General features: G+C 57.2%; 13 protein-coding genes, 2 rRNA genes, 1 pseudogene and 1 other annotated feature. Of the genes and pseudogenes, 9 read left to right on the forward strand and 7 right to left on the reverse strand.

Going from position 1 to position 17,857, the window contains the following annotated elements; all coding sequences use genetic code 11:
- Positions 1-214 precede the first annotated feature (214 nt).
- On the forward strand, positions 215-526 hold the full coding sequence (locus CLH61_RS00985; protein ID WP_099612841.1) for a YqfO family protein: 312 nt from the start codon (positions 215-217) through the stop codon (positions 524-526).
- Here CLH61_RS00985 and CLH61_RS00990 read toward each other — a convergent pair whose 3' ends face one another.
- Positions 527-1,081, reverse strand: a complete 555-nt coding sequence (locus tag CLH61_RS00990) for an NUDIX hydrolase (RefSeq protein WP_099612842.1) — start codon at positions 1,079-1,081, stop codon at positions 527-529.
- 108 nt (positions 1,082-1,189) lie between these two features.
- Between CLH61_RS00990 and CLH61_RS00995 the strand changes: the two genes are divergently transcribed.
- The 6 genes and pseudogenes from CLH61_RS00995 (at position 1,190) to rrf (ending at position 6,368) form a co-directional block, all read left to right on the forward strand.
- Positions 1,190-1,777 (forward strand): NUDIX hydrolase, encoded by a 588-nt coding sequence (locus CLH61_RS00995; protein ID WP_099612843.1) that lies wholly within the window; start codon positions 1,190-1,192, stop codon positions 1,775-1,777.
- A gap of 1 nt (position 1,778) precedes the next feature.
- On the forward strand, positions 1,779-2,312 hold the full coding sequence (locus CLH61_RS01000) for a gamma carbonic anhydrase family protein (RefSeq protein WP_099612844.1): 534 nt from the start codon (positions 1,779-1,781) through the stop codon (positions 2,310-2,312).
- Positions 2,309-2,494: a DUF1289 domain-containing protein gene (locus CLH61_RS01005; RefSeq protein WP_099612845.1), complete on the forward strand. Its 186-nt coding sequence runs from the start codon at positions 2,309-2,311 to the stop codon at positions 2,492-2,494. The genes CLH61_RS01000 and CLH61_RS01005 overlap by 4 nt, the downstream gene beginning before the upstream one ends.
- Before the next feature lie 29 nt (positions 2,495-2,523).
- Positions 2,524-3,714, forward strand: a pseudogene (purT, locus tag CLH61_RS01010) (formate-dependent phosphoribosylglycinamide formyltransferase); the annotation flags it as partial.
- Positions 3,705-6,149: ribosomal RNA gene (locus tag CLH61_RS01015) — 23S ribosomal RNA — on the forward strand. The pseudogene purT and the gene CLH61_RS01015, both read left to right, overlap by 10 nt.
- 103 nt (positions 6,150-6,252) lie before the next feature.
- Positions 6,253-6,368 (forward strand): 5S ribosomal RNA (rrf, locus tag CLH61_RS01020).
- Between the two features lie 349 nt (positions 6,369-6,717).
- Positions 6,718-7,609 (forward strand) — a sequence feature (16S ribosomal RNA rRNA prediction is too short).
- A 147-nt stretch (positions 7,610-7,756) separates the two neighbouring features.
- Here rrf and CLH61_RS01025 read toward each other — a convergent pair.
- The 6 genes from CLH61_RS01025 to CLH61_RS01050 all read right to left on the reverse strand — a co-directional run bounded on the left by CLH61_RS01025 (position 7,757) and on the right by CLH61_RS01050 (position 16,828).
- Positions 7,757-11,275: a hybrid sensor histidine kinase/response regulator gene (locus CLH61_RS01025; RefSeq protein ID WP_099612847.1), complete on the reverse strand. Its 3,519-nt coding sequence runs from the start codon at positions 11,273-11,275 to the stop codon at positions 7,757-7,759.
- A 54-nt stretch (positions 11,276-11,329) separates the two neighbouring features.
- On the reverse strand, positions 11,330-11,833 hold the full coding sequence (locus CLH61_RS01030) for a hypothetical protein (protein ID WP_099612848.1): 504 nt from the start codon (positions 11,831-11,833) through the stop codon (positions 11,330-11,332).
- A 96-nt stretch (positions 11,834-11,929) separates the two neighbouring features.
- On the reverse strand, positions 11,930-13,702 hold the full coding sequence (locus tag CLH61_RS01035; RefSeq protein WP_099612849.1) for a sodium:solute symporter family protein: 1,773 nt from the start codon (positions 13,700-13,702) through the stop codon (positions 11,930-11,932).
- Between the two features lie 6 nt (positions 13,703-13,708).
- On the reverse strand, positions 13,709-13,972 hold the full coding sequence (locus tag CLH61_RS01040) for a DUF4212 domain-containing protein (protein WP_099612850.1): 264 nt from the start codon (positions 13,970-13,972) through the stop codon (positions 13,709-13,711).
- Positions 13,973-14,190: 218 nt separating this feature from the next.
- Positions 14,191-14,898: a 3'-5' exonuclease gene (locus CLH61_RS01045; RefSeq protein ID WP_099612851.1), complete on the reverse strand. Its 708-nt coding sequence runs from the start codon at positions 14,896-14,898 to the stop codon at positions 14,191-14,193.
- 16 nt (positions 14,899-14,914) lie between these two features.
- Positions 14,915-16,828 carry a putative nucleotidyltransferase substrate binding domain-containing protein gene (locus CLH61_RS01050; protein WP_099612852.1) on the reverse strand — a complete coding sequence of 638 codons (1,914 nt, stop codon included), beginning with the start codon at positions 16,826-16,828 and terminating at the stop codon, positions 14,915-14,917.
- Between the two features lie 188 nt (positions 16,829-17,016).
- Here CLH61_RS01050 and smrA point away from each other — a divergent pair, with 188 nt between their 5' ends.
- Together smrA and CLH61_RS01060 are read left to right on the forward strand one after the other, a co-directional pair.
- Positions 17,017-17,598 (forward strand): DNA endonuclease SmrA, encoded by a 582-nt coding sequence (gene smrA / locus CLH61_RS01055; protein WP_099612853.1) that lies wholly within the window; start codon positions 17,017-17,019, stop codon positions 17,596-17,598.
- A 54-nt stretch (positions 17,599-17,652) separates the two neighbouring features.
- Entirely contained in the window at positions 17,653-17,844 is a 192-nt protein-coding gene (locus tag CLH61_RS01060; RefSeq protein WP_099612854.1) for a membrane lipoprotein lipid attachment site-containing protein, read from the forward strand.
- Positions 17,845-17,857 lie beyond the last annotated feature (13 nt).

A 17,857-nucleotide genomic window follows, 5' to 3' on the forward strand; every position in this document is an offset into this window, starting at 1 on the left:
TTGAAAATTAAGGATAAATTGCATTAGGCGAATTTGTCGCCAATTTAAGGTGAAGGCAGCAATCACGGGGGATAGAGGCGACTACTCAAAATCTATCCCCAGAGTTATCCACAGATTCTGTGGGTAAGTCCGTAAGTGCTTTATCTGTACACGAAACAGCCGCATTGAAAGCGCTGGTTGGTGGTGAAATGAACAGAATGCGAGGAAGCCGGCAATGTACAAGCTTTGCTATTTTGTCCCGAGTACTCATCTGGAACAGACCAAGACGGCCCTTTTTGCGGCCGGAGCGGGTCGTATTGGCGATTATGATTGCTGTGCCTGGCAGTGTCCCGGCCAGGGGCAGTTTCGCCCCCTGGATGGCAGTCGGCCGTTTCTGGGGCAGCAGGGAACCCTGGAGGTTGTGGAGGAGTACAAGGTTGAACTGGTGTGCGAGGATGGCCTGATCAGGGACGCCGTGAAAGCGCTCAGGGCGTCCCATCCTTATGAGGAGCCGGCGTATGAGGTGTACCGGCTGGAGTCGTTATAATCAGCGGACCGCTGTCTTGCGGTCCCGCGGGCGGATATCGCTGATTCGCACCGGGTACTGGCCGGTTCGGGTGTCCTCAATGAACAGTTCGAGAGTGCGCCGTACCGTTGGAAAGGAGATCTCCTCCCAGGGTATCTCATGGAGTCCGAACAGGCGGCTCTCCAGTGATTCCTCGCCGGCACCGAACTGGCCGTTGGTGAGGGTGGCCCGGTAGAAAATGTGGACCTGATCGATGTGGGGAACATGAATCATGGTGTACAGGTCTTCGATCGTTACCTCGGCAAGGGCCTCTTCAAGGGTTTCCCGCGCAGCGGCTTCCTGGGTGGTTTCCGAGTTTTCCATAAATCCTGCGGGTAGCGTCCAGTATCCGTAGCGGGGTTCAATTGCTCGCCGGCAAAGCAGGATGCGACCTTCCCAGACCGGCACTGTGCCAGCCACGATCCGGGGATTCTGGTAATGGATTGTCTCGCAGCTGGGGCAGACAAAACGGTGGCGATTGTCCCCCTGGGGGATCTTGAGTTCGACCGGTTGGCCGCAGGAGCTGCAATATTTCATTCGTTTCCCCGTATACTAAAAAACTTGATAAATTGATCAGGCTCAAGTGTATCGGTCTGCGTTGCCGGTGTCTCATCCTGATTTTGAGAAAAGAGTTGGAGCAGTATTTTGCATGATCTTCTGACCGAACGCCTGGCTGGATACGCCCCCCGACAACTGGCGCTGGATTATCCCGAGGCCGGAGTGCTGGTGCCGGTTACCGACGCGCCCGGTCGCCCCGAGCTGCTTTTCACGCTGCGCTCCTCCAGCCTTAAGACCCATCGAGGCCAGGTTTCGTTCCCCGGCGGCAAGCGCGACGTCTCTGACCCGTCCCTTGCCGCGACAGCGTTACGAGAGACTCATGAGGAAATTGGCTTGCCGCCGGAGCGGGTTCGTATCGTCGGGCCACTCAGTCAGGTGATGTCCCGTTACGGAATCCTGGTGACTCCCTACGTCGGGGTGATCCCGCAAGAGCATGCCTTTGTTGCCAATCCGGCCGAGATTGAAAGCATCTTCAAGGTGCCTATCGAGTTTTTTCTTGAGGACAGGCGGGAGCGTACTGATCCGCTGAATTTCCTCAACCACACGTTCTATGTGCCGTGTTATCGCTGGGATCGTTATCAGATCTGGGGGCTTTCAGCGGTAGTGCTGGTTGATTTCCTGAACGCCGTCTACGATGCCGGCATCGATCTGCTTGAACCGCCTGAAGGAGGCTGACATGTTGTATGAACTGGGTGACCGGGTTCCCGAGATGCGGGGCGAGGGTCAGTTTGTTGCCGGCAATGCCACGGTTATCGGCAATGTGGTATTGGATGAGAAAAGCAGCATCTGGTTTAACGTGGTCATTCGCGGCGATAACGATCTGATTACCGTCGGGCCCCACACTAATATTCAGGATGGCTCGGTACTGCATACCGATGCCGGTATCCCTCTCACCCTTGGCCGGGGTGTTACGGTGGGGCACAAGGCCATGCTGCATGGCTGCGAGGTTGGCGACTACTCGCTGATTGGCATAAATGCTGTAGTGCTCAACGGGGCAAAGATTGGCAAGCACTGCCTGATTGGCGCTAACACCCTTATACCCGAGGGGATGGTGGTACCCGACGGTTCGATGGTGGTCGGCTCTCCCGGCAAGGTGAAGCGCGAGCTGACTGATCAGCAGAAAAAGATGCTCGAGCTCAGCGCCGCCCATTACGTGGAGAATGCTGCCCGGTACGTCAAGCAACTGCGTGCCATGGAGGCTGCCAGGTGAGTCGCGCCGAGGGGCGTGTCCGGTCGCCTTGCGTCAGCGTCTGCGCGCTGGACGAGAATGATGTTTGCGTCGGATGCCAGCGTACCGGGGATGAAATTCTGCACTGGACCTCCATGACGGATGACCAGCGCCGGGAAGTATTGAAGAAGGTCGCTGTGCGCGAACAACGGGTAGCCCTCTGAGGGCGGACGGCTGAAAAGGGTTTATAGACATGGCAGAGATCAAGGCAGGGGTAACGATTGGTACCCCGTATCGGCGTAATGCCTTTAAAGTCCTTTTTTGTGGCTCAGGGGAGCTGGGAAAGGAAGTTGTTATCGAGTTGCAGCGTTTTGGCGTTGAGGTGATCGCCGTTGATCGCTATGACCATGCACCGGCTATGCAGGTTGCCCACCGCTCCCATGTGGTGGACATGCTGGACGGCGCCGCGCTGCGCAAGGTGATCGAGAAAGAAAAGCCCGACCTTATTGTTCCGGAGATTGAGGCCATTGCTACACCGGAGCTGGTTCGCCTGGAGGAAGAAGGATATCGCGTGGTGCCCACGGCCCGTGCCGTGAACCTCACTATGAACCGTGAAGGCATTCGCCGGCTGGCCGCCGAAGAGCTGGGTTTGCCTACGTCCCCGTATCGGTTTGCCGAGTCCCGGGACCAGTACCTCGAAGCAGTTGAAGCAATCGGCCTGCCCCTGGTAGTAAAGCCGGTCATGAGCTCTTCGGGCAAAGGACAGAGTACGGTAAAAACAACGGATGAAATTGAGTCAGCCTGGGAATATGCCCAGACGGGCGGTCGCGCAGGCCGTGGCAGGGTGATTGTTGAAGGTTTTGTGCAGTTTGATTATGAAATCACCCTGCTGACCGTGCGGCACGCCGGTGGTGTATCGTTTTGCGATCCGATCGGTCACCGCCAGGAAGATGGCGATTACCGCGAATCCTGGCAGCCCCAGCCTATGAGTGTTAAGGCGCTGGAGCGCTCCCGGGACATTGCCGAAACGGTCACCGCGAATCTCGGTGGTTACGGTGTGTATGGTGTGGAGCTGTTTGTGAGTGGCGATGATGTCTGGTTTTCAGAGGTGTCGCCGCGGCCCCACGATACCGGCCTGGTTACACTGATTTCCCAGGATCTTTCAGAGTTCGCCCTGCATGCCCGCGCCATCCTTGGTCTGCCGGTGCCGGTGATTCGCCAGTACGGACCCTGTGCATCGGCTGTGGTATTGCCGGAAGGCACTTCAGACCAACCGGCCTACAGCGGGCTTGAAAGTGCGTTGTCGCAGCCTGATACCCAGTTAAGGTTATTTGGTAAGCCCGAGATTGCCGGAAGGCGGCGAATGGGCGTTGCGCTGGCAAAAGGGGAGTCCCTGGATGAGGCGAGAGCGAAAGCAACCGCTGGTGCAGCCGCAGTCAAGGTCAGTTTTTGAGCAAGAAATGCCTGATTTGAACTTTTTTCAGATCAGGCGTTGACACCTCGGCTGGGGTCTGTAGAATGCGCATCTCCTTCGAGGGGCAAGCCACTGAGGCGGGCCAGAAATCGAAAGGCAACCGTTTGAAAGTACTGAAGAAAACGAGTTTGAAATTTCTTCAGAAAACGGTTGACAGGGCAGCGGAACGATGTAGAATACGCGGCCTTGATTGAGCAANAGCAGGTTGAAGGTGCCGTAACAGGCACTGGAGGACCGAACCCACTGTCGTTGAAAAGCCAGGGGATGACTTGTGGATCGGAGTGAAAGGCTAATCAAGCCCGGAGATAGCTGGTTCTCCCCGAAAGCTATTTAGGTAGCGCCTCGGACGAATACCACTGGGGGTAGAGCACTGTTTGGGCTAGGGGGTCATCTCGACTTACCAACCCCATGCAAACTCCGAATACCAGTGAGTACTATCCGGGAGACACACGGCGGGTGCTAACGTCCGTCGTGAAGAGGGAAACAACCCAGACCGCCAGCTAAGGTCCCCAAGTACCAGTTAAGTGGGAAACGATGTGGGAAGGCTCAGACAGCTAGGAGGTTGGCTTAGAAGCAGCCACCCTTTAAAGAAAGCGTAATAGCTCACTAGTCGAGTCGGCCTGCGCGGAAGATGTAACGGGGCTCAAACTGGTCACCGAAGCTGCGGCTGTGCACGTAAGTGTACGGGGTAGGGGAGCGTTCTGTAAGCCTGCGAAGGTGTGTTGTAAAGCATGCTGGAGGTATCAGAAGTGCGAATGCTGACATGAGTAACGACAATGCGGGTGAAAAACCCGCACGCCGGAAGACCAAGGGTTCCTGCGCAACGCTAATCGGCGCAGGGTGAGTCGGCCCCTAAGGCGAGACCGAAAGGTGTAGTCGATGGGAAACGGGTTAATATTCCCGTACCTTGGATAGCTGCGATGGAGAGACGGAGAAGGCTAGGTGAGCCGGGCGACGGTTGTCCCGGTTTAAGCGAGTAGGGAGTGGACTTAGGCAAATCCGGGTCCACAATCCTGAGACGTGACGACGAGTGTCCTCGGACACGAAGTCATTGATGCCCTGCTTCCAGGAAAATCTTCTAAGCTTCAGGCTATTCGAGACCGTACCCCAAACCGACACAGGTGGTCAGGTAGAGAATACCAAGGCGCTTGAGAGAACTCGGGTAAAGGAACTAGGCAAAATGGTGCCGTAACTTCGGGAGAAGGCACGCCGGTGTGTACGTGAAGTCCCTGCGGATGGAGCGGAAGCCGGTCGAAGATACCAGGCCCCTGCGACTGTTTATTAAAAACACAGCACGCTGCAAACACGAAAGTGGACGTATAGGGTGTGACGCCTGCCCGGTGCCGGAAGGTTAATTGATGGGGTTAGCTTCGGCGAAGCTCTTGATCGAAGCCCCGGTAAACGGCGGCCGTAACTATAACGGTCCTAAGGTAGCGAAATTCCTTGTCGGGTAAGTTCCGACCTGCACGAATGGCGTAACGATGGGGGCGCTGTCTCTACCCGAGACTCAGTGAAATTGAAATCGCCGTGAAGATGCGGTGTATCCGCGGCTAGACGGAAAGACCCCGTGAACCTTTACTATAGCTTCACAGTGAACTTTGAGCATGCTTGTGTAGGATAGCTGGGAGGCTTTGAAGCGGGAACGCCAGTTCTCGTGGAGCCAACCTTGAAATACCAGCCTGGCATGTTTGAGGTTCTAACTTGGTCCCCTGATCGGGGATGAGGACACTGTGTGGTGGGTAGTTTGACTGGGGCGGTCTCCTCCCAAAGCGTAACGGAGGAGCACAAAGGTGGGCTAAGCACGGTCGGACATCGTGCGGTTAGTGTAATGGCACAAGCCCGCTTGACTGCGAGACAGACACGTCGAGCAGGTACGAAAGTAGGTCATAGTGATCCGGTGGTTCTGTATGGAAGGGCCATCGCTCAACGGATAAAAGGTACTCCGGGGATAACAGGCTGATACCGCCCAAGAGTTCACATCGACGGCGGTGTTTGGCACCTCGATGTCGGCTCATCACATCCTGGGGCTGAAGCCGGTCCCAAGGGTATGGCTGTTCGCCATTTAAAGTGGTACGCGAGCTGGGTTTAGAACGTCGTGAGACAGTTCGGTCCCTATCTGCCGTGGACGTTGGAGATTTGAGGAAAGCTGCTCCTAGTACGAGAGGACCGGAGTGGACGAACCTCTGGTGTTCGGGTTGTCACGCCAGTGGCATTGCCCGGTAGCTATGTTCGGACAGGATAACCGCTGAAAGCATCTAAGCGGGAAGCCCCTTCCAAGATGAGATCTCCCTGGACCTTCGAGGTCCCTGAAGAGCCGTTCAAGACCAGGACGTTGATAGGTCGGGTGTGTAAGCGCTGCGAGGCGTTGAGCTAACCGATACTAATTGCTCGTGCGGCTTGACTATATAACACCCAAGACAATTGCGGATAACGCCAGGGCCATGCGAAAGCCGGCTCGGAAATCACTATCACGTTCCATCTCGTCCTTCCCAGTGATCAACTGTTTTGCCTGACGACCATAGCGGTCTGGAACCACCTGATCCCATCCCGAACTCAGAAGTGAAACAGACCTGCGCCGATGGTAGTGTGGCTTCTGCCCATGCGAGAGTAGGTCATCGTCAGGCTCTTAATACCGAAACCCCAGCATCGAAAGATGTTGGGGTTTTTTATTATTAGTGTAAGCTGTCAATTCTGTGTAGAATCGACAGCGTGATTGAAGCAGTAAGCCGAGGTATTTTCGGCGGTTTCCGGAACGGAAGCGGCGGAAAATAAACGGTTGACAGGGCAGCGGAACGATGTAGAATACGCGGCCTTGATTGAGCAACAGCTCAAACGCTCTTTAAAAAGTTAACCAAGTAATTCGTGTGGGCGCTGGCCGAGGTATTTCGGATACGAAATATCAGGACAGTGACTCGTCGAAATTGAGTTTTGTCTTGAGCAAGAATAGAGAATCTTCGGATTCTTGTATGATTTAAACTGAAGAGTTTGATCATGGCTCAGATTGAACGCTGGCGGCAGGCTTAACACATGCAAGTCGAGCGGTAACAGGGGGAGCTTGCTCCCTGCTGACGAGCGGCGGACGGGTGAGTAATGCTTAGGAATCTGCCTGGTAGTGGGGGATAGCCCGGGGAAACCCGGATTAATACCGCATACGCCCTACGGGGGAAAGCAGGGGATCTTCGGACCTTGCGCTATTGGATGAGCCTAAGTCGGATTAGCTAGTTGGTAGGGTAATGGCCTACCAAGGCGACGATCCGTAGCTGGTCTGAGAGGATGATCAGCCACATCGGGACTGAGACACGGCCCGAACTCCTACGGGAGGCAGCAGTGGGGAATATTGGACAATGGGCGCAAGCCTGATCCAGCCATGCCGCGTGTGTGAAGAAGGCTTTCGGGTTGTAAAGCACTTTCAGTGAGGAGGAAGGCCTTAAGGTTAATACCCTTGAGGATTGACGTTACTCACAGAAGAAGCACCGGCTAACTCCGTGCCAGCAGCCGCGGTAATACGGAGGGTGCAAGCGTTAATCGGAATTACTGGGCGTAAAGCGCGCGTAGGTGGTTTGATAAGCGAGATGTGAAAGCCCCGGGCTTAACCTGGGAACGGCATTTCGAACTGTCAGGCTAGAGTGTGGTAGAGGGTAGTGGAATTTCCTGTGTAGCGGTGAAATGCGTAGATATAGGAAGGAACACCAGTGGCGAAGGCGACTACCTGGACCAACACTGACACTGAGGTGCGAAAGCGTGGGGAGCAAACAGGATTAGATACCCTGGTAGTCCACGCCGTAAACGATGTCAACTAGCCGTTGGGACTCTTGAAGTCTTAGTGGCGCAGCTAACGCACTAAGTTGNGTGGGGTTTTTTATTGGGCGGCTAAAAACCGGCGACTGAAAAACCGCTGGCTGCAAGGAAGGGATAACCTGCAGCGGTATGGGTGTACGCAGCCTGTAGCGGGTCGCCCTGATACCCGCTACCACCCCTGGGGGTGGCTCATCGGGTCGGCTCCCGGGAGTTCTCAGGCCCGCTTCTGCTTCAGTAACTTGTTCACCAGAGCCCTCAGGGCGGCGGGTTTCACTGGCTTGTAAAGCAACTGGTACCCCCTCGCGAGGGCGTCCTCACGCACTTCCGGGGCCATATAGCCGGTAATCAGGATACCTGGAATGCCGGCGCCGTGGCTGGCCCGGATCCGGTCCATTGCATCCAGGCCGTTTTGGTCATCATCCAGCTGGTAGTCCGCAAGAATGATGTCCGGAACGCGTCCATCCAGCTTCTCCGTCGCGTCTTCGAGGCTCTCGGCAGCCGTGACCTGGCACTGCCAGTTATCCAGCAGCGCAACCATGCCCTGCAGGATGTTGGAGTCGTTATCGATACACAGTACGTGAAGCCCTCGCAGGCTCGAAACGCCTCGTGTCGCCCGGTGGGCGTTGTCGCCTGTTTTCTCGGTGTGGACGGGGGCGGTGAGGGGGACCGTGATGCTGAAGACGCTGCCGCGACCCTGGATGGACTGCACGTTGACCGGATGATTGAGCATGCCACTGATGCGATCAACTATAGCCAGGCCCAGTCCCAGGCCTTTTTTGTCCCTGCCGTGCTGAAGCCGGCGGAACTCTTCAAAGATGTGGGCCAGCTGATCTTCCGGGATGCCCGGGCCGGTATCCCACACTTCGATGCGCAGGTAGCCCTTCAGGCGCCGGCAGCCGAGCAGGATTTTTCCTTTCGGGGTGTAGCGAATCGCATTGGAGAGAAAGTTCTGTACCACTCGCCTCAGCAGCGTGGCATCCGAGCGGACCCAAGCCTTACTGGGTACCACGTGGAGCTCCAGGCCCTGATCCTTGGCAATGGCGGAAAAGTCCGTGGCCAGATGACGCAGCATTTCGTTCACCGGGAAAGCCGCAATCTTTGGCTCCAGGGCACCGGCATCCAGTTTGGAGATATCGAGCAGCGTGCTGATAATTTCTTCGGCGGCACCAAGGGAGCTGTCGATGTGCTCGACCAGTTCCCGGACTTCGGCACTCTGGGCCTTGCCGGACAGTGCCGAGGTGAACAGTCGTGCCGCGTTGAGGGGCTGGAGCAGGTCATGGCTGGCTGAGGCCAGGAAGCGGGTTTTGCTCTGGTTGGCCTGTTCTGCGACCGATTTGGCCTTGAGCATCTGTTCGTTGATCACCTGCAATTCCTGGGTGCGCTCCTTGACGCGCTGCTCCAGGTATATGTTGGTTTCTTTCAGCGCCTGCTCGGTTCGGCGCATGGCTGTGATGTCCTGGAAGGTGGTCACATAACCGCCACCGGGTATTGGACTGCCGTCGATTTTCAGCACGGTTCCGTCGGGCCGGTGACGCTCATAGGACATGGGTTTGCCCTCGCGCATGCTGTTGCAACGGTCAGCAATGATCTCGTCGATTTTTCGCGCCGGCAGGTTCGAGCTGGTCAGGTTGTAGCGCATCAGGTCTTCGATGGGGCGTCCTACCCGCACGTAGCCCTTGGGATAGGTGAACAGCTCCAGGTAGCGGTGATTCCACACCACGAGCTGCTGTTGGTGGTTTACCACCGACACCCCCAGGCTGATGTTTTCGATCGCCGACTGGAGAAGTTCCCGGCTGAAGGTCATGGCCTGGGAGGCTTCGTCGACAATGCTGACCACGTCTTCAATCTGCATATCCCGACCGGTGAGGGTGGATTCCAGGACTACGCGGGCAGTGGATGCGCCAATCACCGACGCCAGTTGGCGTTCGATGTACTTCATCAGGTGGGTGGAGGCAGGGCGCTGGGGTGACAGCCGGATTGCGTTACGACGTTCGTAGTTGCGGAATAACGCTTCGGCGCGTTCTTCGCCCATGAAACGATCGGCCAGCGCCTGCAGATCGGCGGTGAGCACCTCGCCTTCCCAGGCCTGTTGCTGGGGGGTGTCGCCACGGGGCTGGGGATCGTGGAAAAAGGAGGCGATCTGGATCTTTTCACGTACCCGTTGGCGGGTGAGCATGGAAAGTACCACGTAAGTGATGGTGTTGACCCCCAGGCTCCAGATGATGCCATGGCTGACATGGTCAAGCTCCAGTCCGAACAGGGCTGTTGGCCGGGTCCAGTGCAGGGCAAACAGTCCTTCCTTGATAAGGGTATCGTTCAGCCAGCCGGTGGAGGCCAGCGCGGGAATGAGCAGGGTATAGCACCACAGCAGGAAGCCCAGTCCCAGGCCCCAGACCGCACCGGTGTGATTGCCCCGGCGCCAGAGGATGCCGCCCACAAGGGCGGGGCCGAACTGGGCCGCTGCGGCGAAGGACAGCAGGCCGAATGACGTCAGACTGTACTGCTCACCCGCCAGCCGATAAAAGCCGTATGCGGTGAACATGATGACGAAGATGGCGACCCGCCGGATACTCAGCAGCAGATAACTCAGGTCTCCGCGCTGGTTCATTCTTGGCCGGAAGAATTTCAGCAGGGCAGGCATGATGATTTCGTTGCTCACCATGGTCGCGATGGCAACAGAGGACACGATGACCATGGCTGCCGCGGCCGAACCGCCACCGAGGAAGGCCAGCACCGCCAGCCACTCCTTGCCAGCCTGGATCGGCAGGTTAAGGATCAGGATGTCCGGATTGGTAGTTGCCGCGTCCGAAGACAGCAGGCCTGCAGCGGCAATGGGAATGACAAAGGCACTGGCGATAACCAGGTAGATTGGCATGGCCCAGCGCGCGGTATCGAAGTCTTTGTGATCGGTATTTTCAACGACCATGACATGGAATTGTCGCGGCAGGCAGATGATGGCCAGCATGGCGACCAGCGTCTGGGTTATAAAGGCCGGCGCCTCCAGTGCGTCGGTGGTCAGGGTGCCGGTTAGTCCGGCAGCGCTGACCTGGCTGAACAGGTCTCCGAAGCCCCCATACAGGCTATAGCCGACAAACAGGCCGACCGCGACGAAGGCCACCAGCTTGATGACGGATTCGAAGGCAACCGCCTGGATCATGCCGCGGTGGTGTTCGGTGGATTCCAGGTGACGGGTTCCGAAGAGTACCGTAAACACGGCAAGTGCGAGGGTGATATACCACGCCGAATCGGTCCAGGCGGCCACCGCGAGCTCTCCCTGACCAGTGCCGCTTCCGGAAAGCACATTAAAGCCCATGGAGATGGCTTTGAGTTGCAGTGCGATGTAGGGCACGCTGCCAATCAGGGCGAACGCTGCAATCATCGCCGCCAGCGACTGGGATTTGCCGTAGCGGGAGGCAATGAAATCGGCAATGGAGGTGCTGTTGTTGCGTTTGCTGATATAGATGATGCGCCGTAGCAGGGACGCGCCAAAGAGAAAGACCAGTAGTGGCCCGAGGTAAATGGGCAGGAAGCCGAGTCCCTCCTGGGTGGCGCGGCCGACCGCGCCGTAAAATGTCCAGGAGGTGAAATAGACGGCCAACGAGAGCGCGTAGATGTGTGTTCTGGCCATCCGCTTGCGGTAAAGGCCGGGATGGCGGTCCCCGGCCCAGGCTATCAGGAACAGCACGGAAATGTAGGAAATCGAAATTAATACAAGCAGCCAGCCACTAATCATAAATCCGCGTTCTCATCCGGCCATAATCATGTGAGATATCACCCGCGGCGTCCGTCAGCCACAGGTAACCTCAAGCAACTCATCTCCAGCTTCCAGAACTTTCATGTGGTCCACGCGCGGAGTTCCGTCAGCGCCAATGGGAACCAGTTCCCGGGTGGTGCAGTTGAGAATGTGCATGCGATGGGAGACAGCGTCAGTCACCGTCTGTTCAAAGCGGTAGAGAGTGAAGCGGACAATGTTCTCATCGGCGGTGTCCCGGGCAATACCGTTGGTGTCGACGACCGAGAAGGCGGTGACGTGAGGGAATACGAAGGTCCATGGGCGCCACAGAATGGTTTGCCGTTCTGCACTGACCACAACGGCACCATCGGGAAGCAGTGTCTGCTTGTGGTCATACCAGGTGTACTCACCCTGGATCAGATAGGCCAGCATCCCGGCTCCGGCAAATACCGGGATTAGCCATTTCGGAGCTTTCTTGGCGGTGACGGCACGGATGCCCATGGCAATACCGGCGGCACCCAGGCCACAGAAGACGGTGGCGACAAACGTCCAGAACATAAAATTGTTTCCTCGAAAAAAAACGGGCTCCCTCGAAGAGGAAGCCCGTTCGGAGTCAACCGTCAGTACATGGACTGAGCAGAGTTGACGTGTTGCTTAGTGGTCTTGAGCCTGACCGGCACCGCGGGGGTAACGGACGCTTTCAACCAGCTCCTGAATCTCAACGGGCGGTTCTTCAGTGACGTTGGACACCACGAAGGCTACCGCAAAGTTGACGATTGCACCAACTGCACCGATGGACAGCGGGGAGATACCCATTACCCAGTTGGCAGCGTTGTCTGGCAGGTTGGCGGTACCCGGAATGAAGAACCAGCCTTTGTACATGAAGATGTACACCAGGGTGAAGATCAGACCGGACAGCATACCGGCGATGGCGCCGATGTTGTTAACCCGCTTGGAGAAGATACCCATCATCAGGGCAGGGAACAGGGAAGCAGCGGCAATACCGAATGCCAGAGCTACTACCTGTGCCGCGAAGCCCGGAGGATTGATACCGAGCCAGGTGGCAACCACGATTGCTACAGCCATGGAGATACGGGCTGCCAGCAGCTCACCTTTCTCGGAGATGTTCGGGTTGATGGAGCCCTTGATCAGGTCATGACTGACCGCCGAGGAGATCGCCAGCAACAGACCGGCTGCCGTGGACAGTGCTGCTGCCAGACCACCCGCTGCAATCAGACCGATAACCCAGCCTGGCAGGTTGGCAATTTCGGGGTTGGCCAGAACCAGGATGTCATTGTTAACGACCAGTTCGTTGCCGTTCCAGCCACGCTCCTGAGCGGTAGTGGATGCGAACTGCTCGTTCTTGTCGTTGTACACCTGGATGCGACCATCGCTGTTCTTGTCTTCAAACTTGATCAGACCGGTTTCTTCCCAGGTCTGGATCCAGCCAGGACGAGCGTCGTACTCGATCGGCTGTGCCGCAGTGCCTTCCGGATAGATGGTGGTCATCAGGTTCAGACGAGCCATGGAAGCAACGGCCGGAGCGGTCAGGTACAGCAGGGCGATGAACACCAGCGCCCAGCCGGCGGACCAGCGTGCGTCAGCAACCTTGGGTACAGTGAAGAAGCGGATGATAACGTGGGGCAGACCCGCAGTACCGATCATCAGTGACAGGGTGAACAGAACCATGTTCAGTTTGTTGTCGATGTCAGCGGTGTACTCGTTGAAGCCGAGGTCGGTGATGACCTGGTTCAGCTTGTCGAGAATCGGCATGCCAGAATCAGCGTGGGTGGAGAACAGGCCCAGCGGAGGAATGGCGTTGCCGGTCAGTTGCATGGAGATGAACACGGCCGGAATGGTGTAGGCAACGATCAGTACGCAGTACTGGGCGACCTGGGTGTAGGTGATGCCCTTCATGCCACCGAGAACAGCGTAGATGAAAACCACCACTGCCGCGATGATCAGACCGGTTGTTGCCTCAACTTCCAGGAAGCGGGAGAAGGCTACACCGGCACCGGCCATCTGGCCGATTACGTAGGTTACCGACGCCACGATCAGACAGACAACGGCTACCAGGCGGGCGTTCTTGCTGTAGAAGCGGTCACCGATAAACTCGGGTACCGTGAATTTGCCGAACTTCCGCAGGTACGGAGCCAGCAGCATGGCCAGCAGGACGTAACCGCCGGTCCAGCCCATCAGGAAGGTGGAGTTGGCGTAGCCACCGGCGGCAATCAGGCCCGCCATGGAGATGAAGGAGGCTGCCGACATCCAGTCCGCACCGATCGCCATACCGTTGGTGATCGGGTGTACGCCACCGCCGGCGACGTAGAAATCCTTGGTGCTACCGGCCTTGGCCCAGATAGCAATCAGGATATAGAGGAGGAAGGAGCCCCCTACAAAAATCAGGTTAATCGCAAATTGGCTCATCGTGTCTTACTCCTCATGTACGCCGAATTGCTCATCGATCTTGTTCATGCGCCAGGCGTAGAAGAAGATGAGGGCAATGAAGGTAAGAATTGAGCCTTGCTGGGCGAACCAGAAGCCCAGGTCGGTACCGCCGACGGCGATTCCGGCCAACATCGGGCGGAGCAGGATTGCAAAACCGTAGGATACCAGGGCCCAGACGATCAGGCTCCCAAATATCAGGCGAAGGTTCGCCTTCCAGTATTTCTCAGCGTCGTAGCTATGACCTGACATAGGATTACTCCTGTGTTGTTGTTGTTGAGTTTTGTTGGGTTTTCGGTGGGGTGTCTTGGATAGAGAAATTATTATTCATATAGTTTTTCTCCGACTTGTTGTCCTCTTCGACTTTACCGGTCAACCGATATATAGATATTGGCAAAAGGTCTAATTTTGAGGTTTTTCTCCTGAAACCTTGATTGCTATCCCTTTTTTCGGTTTGCCGGGAGGTGGGGTCAGAGCCTTTGAATGGTTTTCAGACGACGGTAATAACGCAGTTTATCGTTCAATTCAGATAGCGTATTTACGCCGCTTTTAAGTGCCTTATTGAGACAGATAAGCATGAGTTCTGCGGTGGCCAGCGCATCGGCAGCGGCGTGATGTCGCTCGCTGACTTCCAGACCGAAGTAGTCTGACCAGTTATCGAGGCGGGTGCCTCCGGTTTCGGCATTGGGGAAAAATGCCGGCAGGATATCGGCGACATCCAGCCAGAGGTGGCTTTGGGAGTAGCCGAGGGTCTGTTTGAGAGTCTTTTCGAGGAATTTCTGGTCAAAAGCGGCGTGGAAGGCGAACACCGGATCACCGTCCATCCATTCAAGCAGGTGCAGCAGGGCATCTTCCGTTTCATGTCCGCGGGTGAGTGCCTCGTTGCCGATGCCGTGAATCAGCACGGTTTCACTGATATCCAGCTCCGGGCGACGCAGAATCAGGTCGAACTGGTCGTCGAAGGGAATTTTCATGGCGTCGATTGCGACGGCGCCGATTGCGATCACCTCGTCCTTTGCCGGGTTGAGCCCGGTGGTTTCCAGGTCCAGCACGATCAGTCGGGTTGTCGCCAGCGGCTGGCTGGCGGCGGTTGCCGGTTTCGGCAGGTTATCGAAGTCATGGAGTGCCGTAGCACCCGAGAGCCGCCGGTGAATCCAGTCTTTGATCTGCTCAAGCATGATGCGCGGTTGGCTCTCAGAGTTGGTAGGCAAGTTCCAGCTTTTGCTGGATACGTTGGGCCTGACGGAAAGATTCCCGCAGGATTCGCCGGTCGAGCGGGTTCAGGTCGTCCGGATTGATGTAATTGCTCAGGGGTTCATCCCGTTCGAGCATCTCCTGGTGGGCACGCATCCGGATGGCCTGGATCAGGCTGTAGGCTTCCTTCCAGGCGTTGGCATCCTTGGCGTCGAAGATCCCCTTGCGGGCCAGTTCATCCATCCGCTCGAGGGTATTGGCGGCTTCGACGCCATTGGCGAGGGCAAATACCCGAACCGTTTCAACAAAGGGAGCGAGTCCCTGGCGCTTGAGGTCCAGGGTGTGCTTCTCGCCGTCCGGGGCGTAGCGGAAGTTGCGGAACATGGTCAGTGGAGGCTTGCGCTGGAGAGCGTTGCCGGCAAGCATTTTCTGGAACAGCGCATTCTTGCGGATCCGCCCAAGCACGCGTTCCAGCAGGGCATGGAGGGGCTCCATGGGGCCGAAGACCGCACGCATATCGAGAAAAATTGACGAGTAGACCAGGTTCTGGGGCGTGGAGGCATCAATAAAGCGGATAAACCAGTCGTCCCATTCATGTTCGCTCAGGCACAGTTTGGGGTTGCTGGCCATGATATTGCCCTTGCACAGGGTAAAGCCGCATTCTGCCAGCTCCTTGTTGACCGTTTCGGCAAACGGTAACAGTCGTTCGCGGACCTGGTCCGGGGTCATGCCGTCCGGAGACCGGAACAGAATGCCGTTGTCCTGGTCGGTTAGCAGGGTTTGTTCCTGGCGGCCCTCGCTGCCGAAGGTCAGCCAGGTGAACGGAATGCCCGGATCGTTTTTCTTGATGTTCAGTTCCAGCACGCGACGAACGGTCACGTCATTGAGGGTGGTGATAATCTTGACCACCTGGCCGGAATCTGCGCCGTGGGCCAGCATGCTGTCGACCAGCCGGGAAACCTGAGTGCGCAGGCTGACGAGTGTGCGCAGGTGGGGCGCGGTGCCGATGGTCCTGGCCAGGTGTACCAGGTCCACTCGCTGCAGGGAGAACAGGTCTCTTTCGGATACCACGCCAATCAGTTCGCCCTCTTCATCAACCACGCAAATGTGGGCGAAATGGTATTCGGCCATCAACATCGCTGCCTGGAATGCATCTTGCCGGGCATTCAGGCAGCAGGGATCCGGAGTCATTACCTGGCTGACCGGCGTATCCAGCGATGCCTTTTCCTCCGCGACCATGGTGCGCAGGTCCCGCAGGGTAAAGATGCCGGTGGGGTGGCGCTGGTCGTCGGTGATGATGATGCTGCCGACGCTGTTTTCGTGCATGCGGGCGACTGCCTTGCGCACTGGCAGGTCCGGGGTGCAGACGATGGGATTGCGCAGCGCGTAGCGTTCCAGTGGGGTATCCAGTGAGTTGCTGGAGCCGATGGACGCCATGGCGCCGGACTGGATGCGCTGGTTGACCTGGTCCAGCAGGCTGCTGACGCCCCGCAGGCAGAAATCCCGGAACGGATCACTGGCGGAGAGCAGGGTGACAAAGTCCTTGTGGCCGATGCTCAGGGAGAAGGTATCGCCGGCAGCCCGGTGCAGGGTCCGGGTCGGGCGCTCACCGATCAGTGCGGCCAATGGAAAGCACTCGCCCTGGCTGATTTCGAACGTTGTTTCGGTTTTGCCGTCCCTGCCACTCTCCCGCTCACCCCGGATGCGGCCCTGCTTGACGACGTAGAACCGTTGAACCGGACCGTCCTCCGGTGCCAATACCACGTCGCCATCCGCGTGGAATTGCAGCGTGGCATGCTCGGCAAACAATGCCAGGTGGCTGTCATCCATGCTGGAGAAAGGTGCGTGTTCACGCAGGAATGTCATGATTGCACGGGTGTTCTGGGGGCGTGAGGTGTCGGCAGCTGCGGCCATAGATCCGTCCGTTGTTGTTATCGTATTCAGTTTGGAGTTCGCCTTGGTGCTCGCCATAGTGTAGACCACCCGTGTTGACGGTGACCTTTCGATTTTGGTCGCATCGAGGCGGGTGGGGAGTGCGTTCTTTATGGTTGACCGGGGCAGTGGTAAAGTTCCGGCATCATCAAAGCTGACTGACGATAGCCATGACCAGCAAAGACGAACGCCTGAGTTTTCTCGAAGAGATGAAAGATGTCAGGCGCATCCGCAAGCCCAACCGTGCCGAGGTGAAGGTGCCGGTCGAGCTTACCCCGGGGCACCTGGAGCGACAGCGTGCCGCAGTGGATCTGCCGCGACGGGATGCCAACCCGCTGACCGCCGATATCGTGGACCCGTTGACCGCCCACGATATCCTCAGCTGGCAGCGGCCTGGCGTGCAGCACGGCGTGTTCCGTAAGCTCCGCCTGGGCCAGTACCCTATCGAGGCGCGGCTGGACCTGCACCGGATGACAGTAGAAGAGGCCCGCAAGGAAGTTTTCAGCTTTATCAATGATTGCGTTAGCTACGGCTTGCGCTCGGTGATCATCCTCCATGGCAAAGGGGAACGGAACCCGGATGGCATTGCCCAGCTCAAGAGTTACCTGGCCAAATGGCTGCCGGAGCTGGATGATGTGCTCGCTTTTCATTCGGCCCAGAAACACCATGGTGGTACCGGCGCGGCCTATGTCATGATCCGCAAGGGTGACCGGCAGAAGCAGCAGAACCGCGAAGTTCACGGTGGCCGTTAGGCCTTTTTCAGACACAGTCCGGACCGTTGGGTACCGGACTCGAGGAGGTTTGCAATGAAGAAACTGGTAGTCGTTTTGATGGCTGCAGCCGCGCTGACCGGCTGCAAGGACCGAGTCATCTGGGAAGACAGTGGCAAGGTAGACTCCTCGGTGGAGAACCGCGAAGTGTGGAATTCCAACGGCAAGCTGGATTCCGGATCCCGTACCATCTGGAACGATGCGAACGGTAATCCCGTCATCAAATAATCCTCACCGCAGC

The sequence above is a fragment of the Marinobacter profundi genome, assembly GCF_002744715.1.
GTDB lineage: Bacteria > Pseudomonadota > Gammaproteobacteria > Pseudomonadales > Oleiphilaceae > Marinobacter > Marinobacter profundi.

Bases quoted from the DNA above. Each gene is read 5' to 3' on its own strand.
- CLH61_RS00985 (WP_099612841.1), top strand. From the start codon at position 215: ATGTACAAGCTTTGCTATTTTGTCCCGAGTACTCATCTGGAACAGACC.
- CLH61_RS00990 (WP_099612842.1), bottom strand. From the start codon at position 1,081: ATGAAATATTGCAGCTCCTGCGGCCAACCGGTCGAACTCAAGATCCCC.
- CLH61_RS01000 (WP_099612844.1), top strand. From the start codon at position 1,779: ATGTTGTATGAACTGGGTGACCGGGTTCCCGAGATGCGGGGCGAGGGT.
- CLH61_RS01025 (WP_099612847.1), bottom strand. From the start codon at position 11,275: ATGATTAGTGGCTGGCTGCTTGTATTAATTTCGATTTCCTACATTTCC.
- CLH61_RS01030 (WP_099612848.1), bottom strand. From the start codon at position 11,833: ATGTTCTGGACGTTTGTCGCCACCGTCTTCTGTGGCCTGGGTGCCGCC.
- CLH61_RS01035 (WP_099612849.1), bottom strand. From the start codon at position 13,702: ATGAGCCAATTTGCGATTAACCTGATTTTTGTAGGGGGCTCCTTCCTC.
- CLH61_RS01040 (WP_099612850.1), bottom strand. From the start codon at position 13,972: ATGTCAGGTCATAGCTACGACGCTGAGAAATACTGGAAGGCGAACCTT.
- CLH61_RS01045 (WP_099612851.1), bottom strand. From the start codon at position 14,898: ATGCTTGAGCAGATCAAAGACTGGATTCACCGGCGGCTCTCGGGTGCT.
- CLH61_RS01050 (WP_099612852.1), bottom strand. From the start codon at position 16,828: ATGGCCGCAGCTGCCGACACCTCACGCCCCCAGAACACCCGTGCAATC.
- smrA (WP_099612853.1), top strand. From the start codon at position 17,017: ATGACCAGCAAAGACGAACGCCTGAGTTTTCTCGAAGAGATGAAAGAT.
- CLH61_RS01060 (WP_099612854.1), top strand. From the start codon at position 17,653: ATGAAGAAACTGGTAGTCGTTTTGATGGCTGCAGCCGCGCTGACCGGC.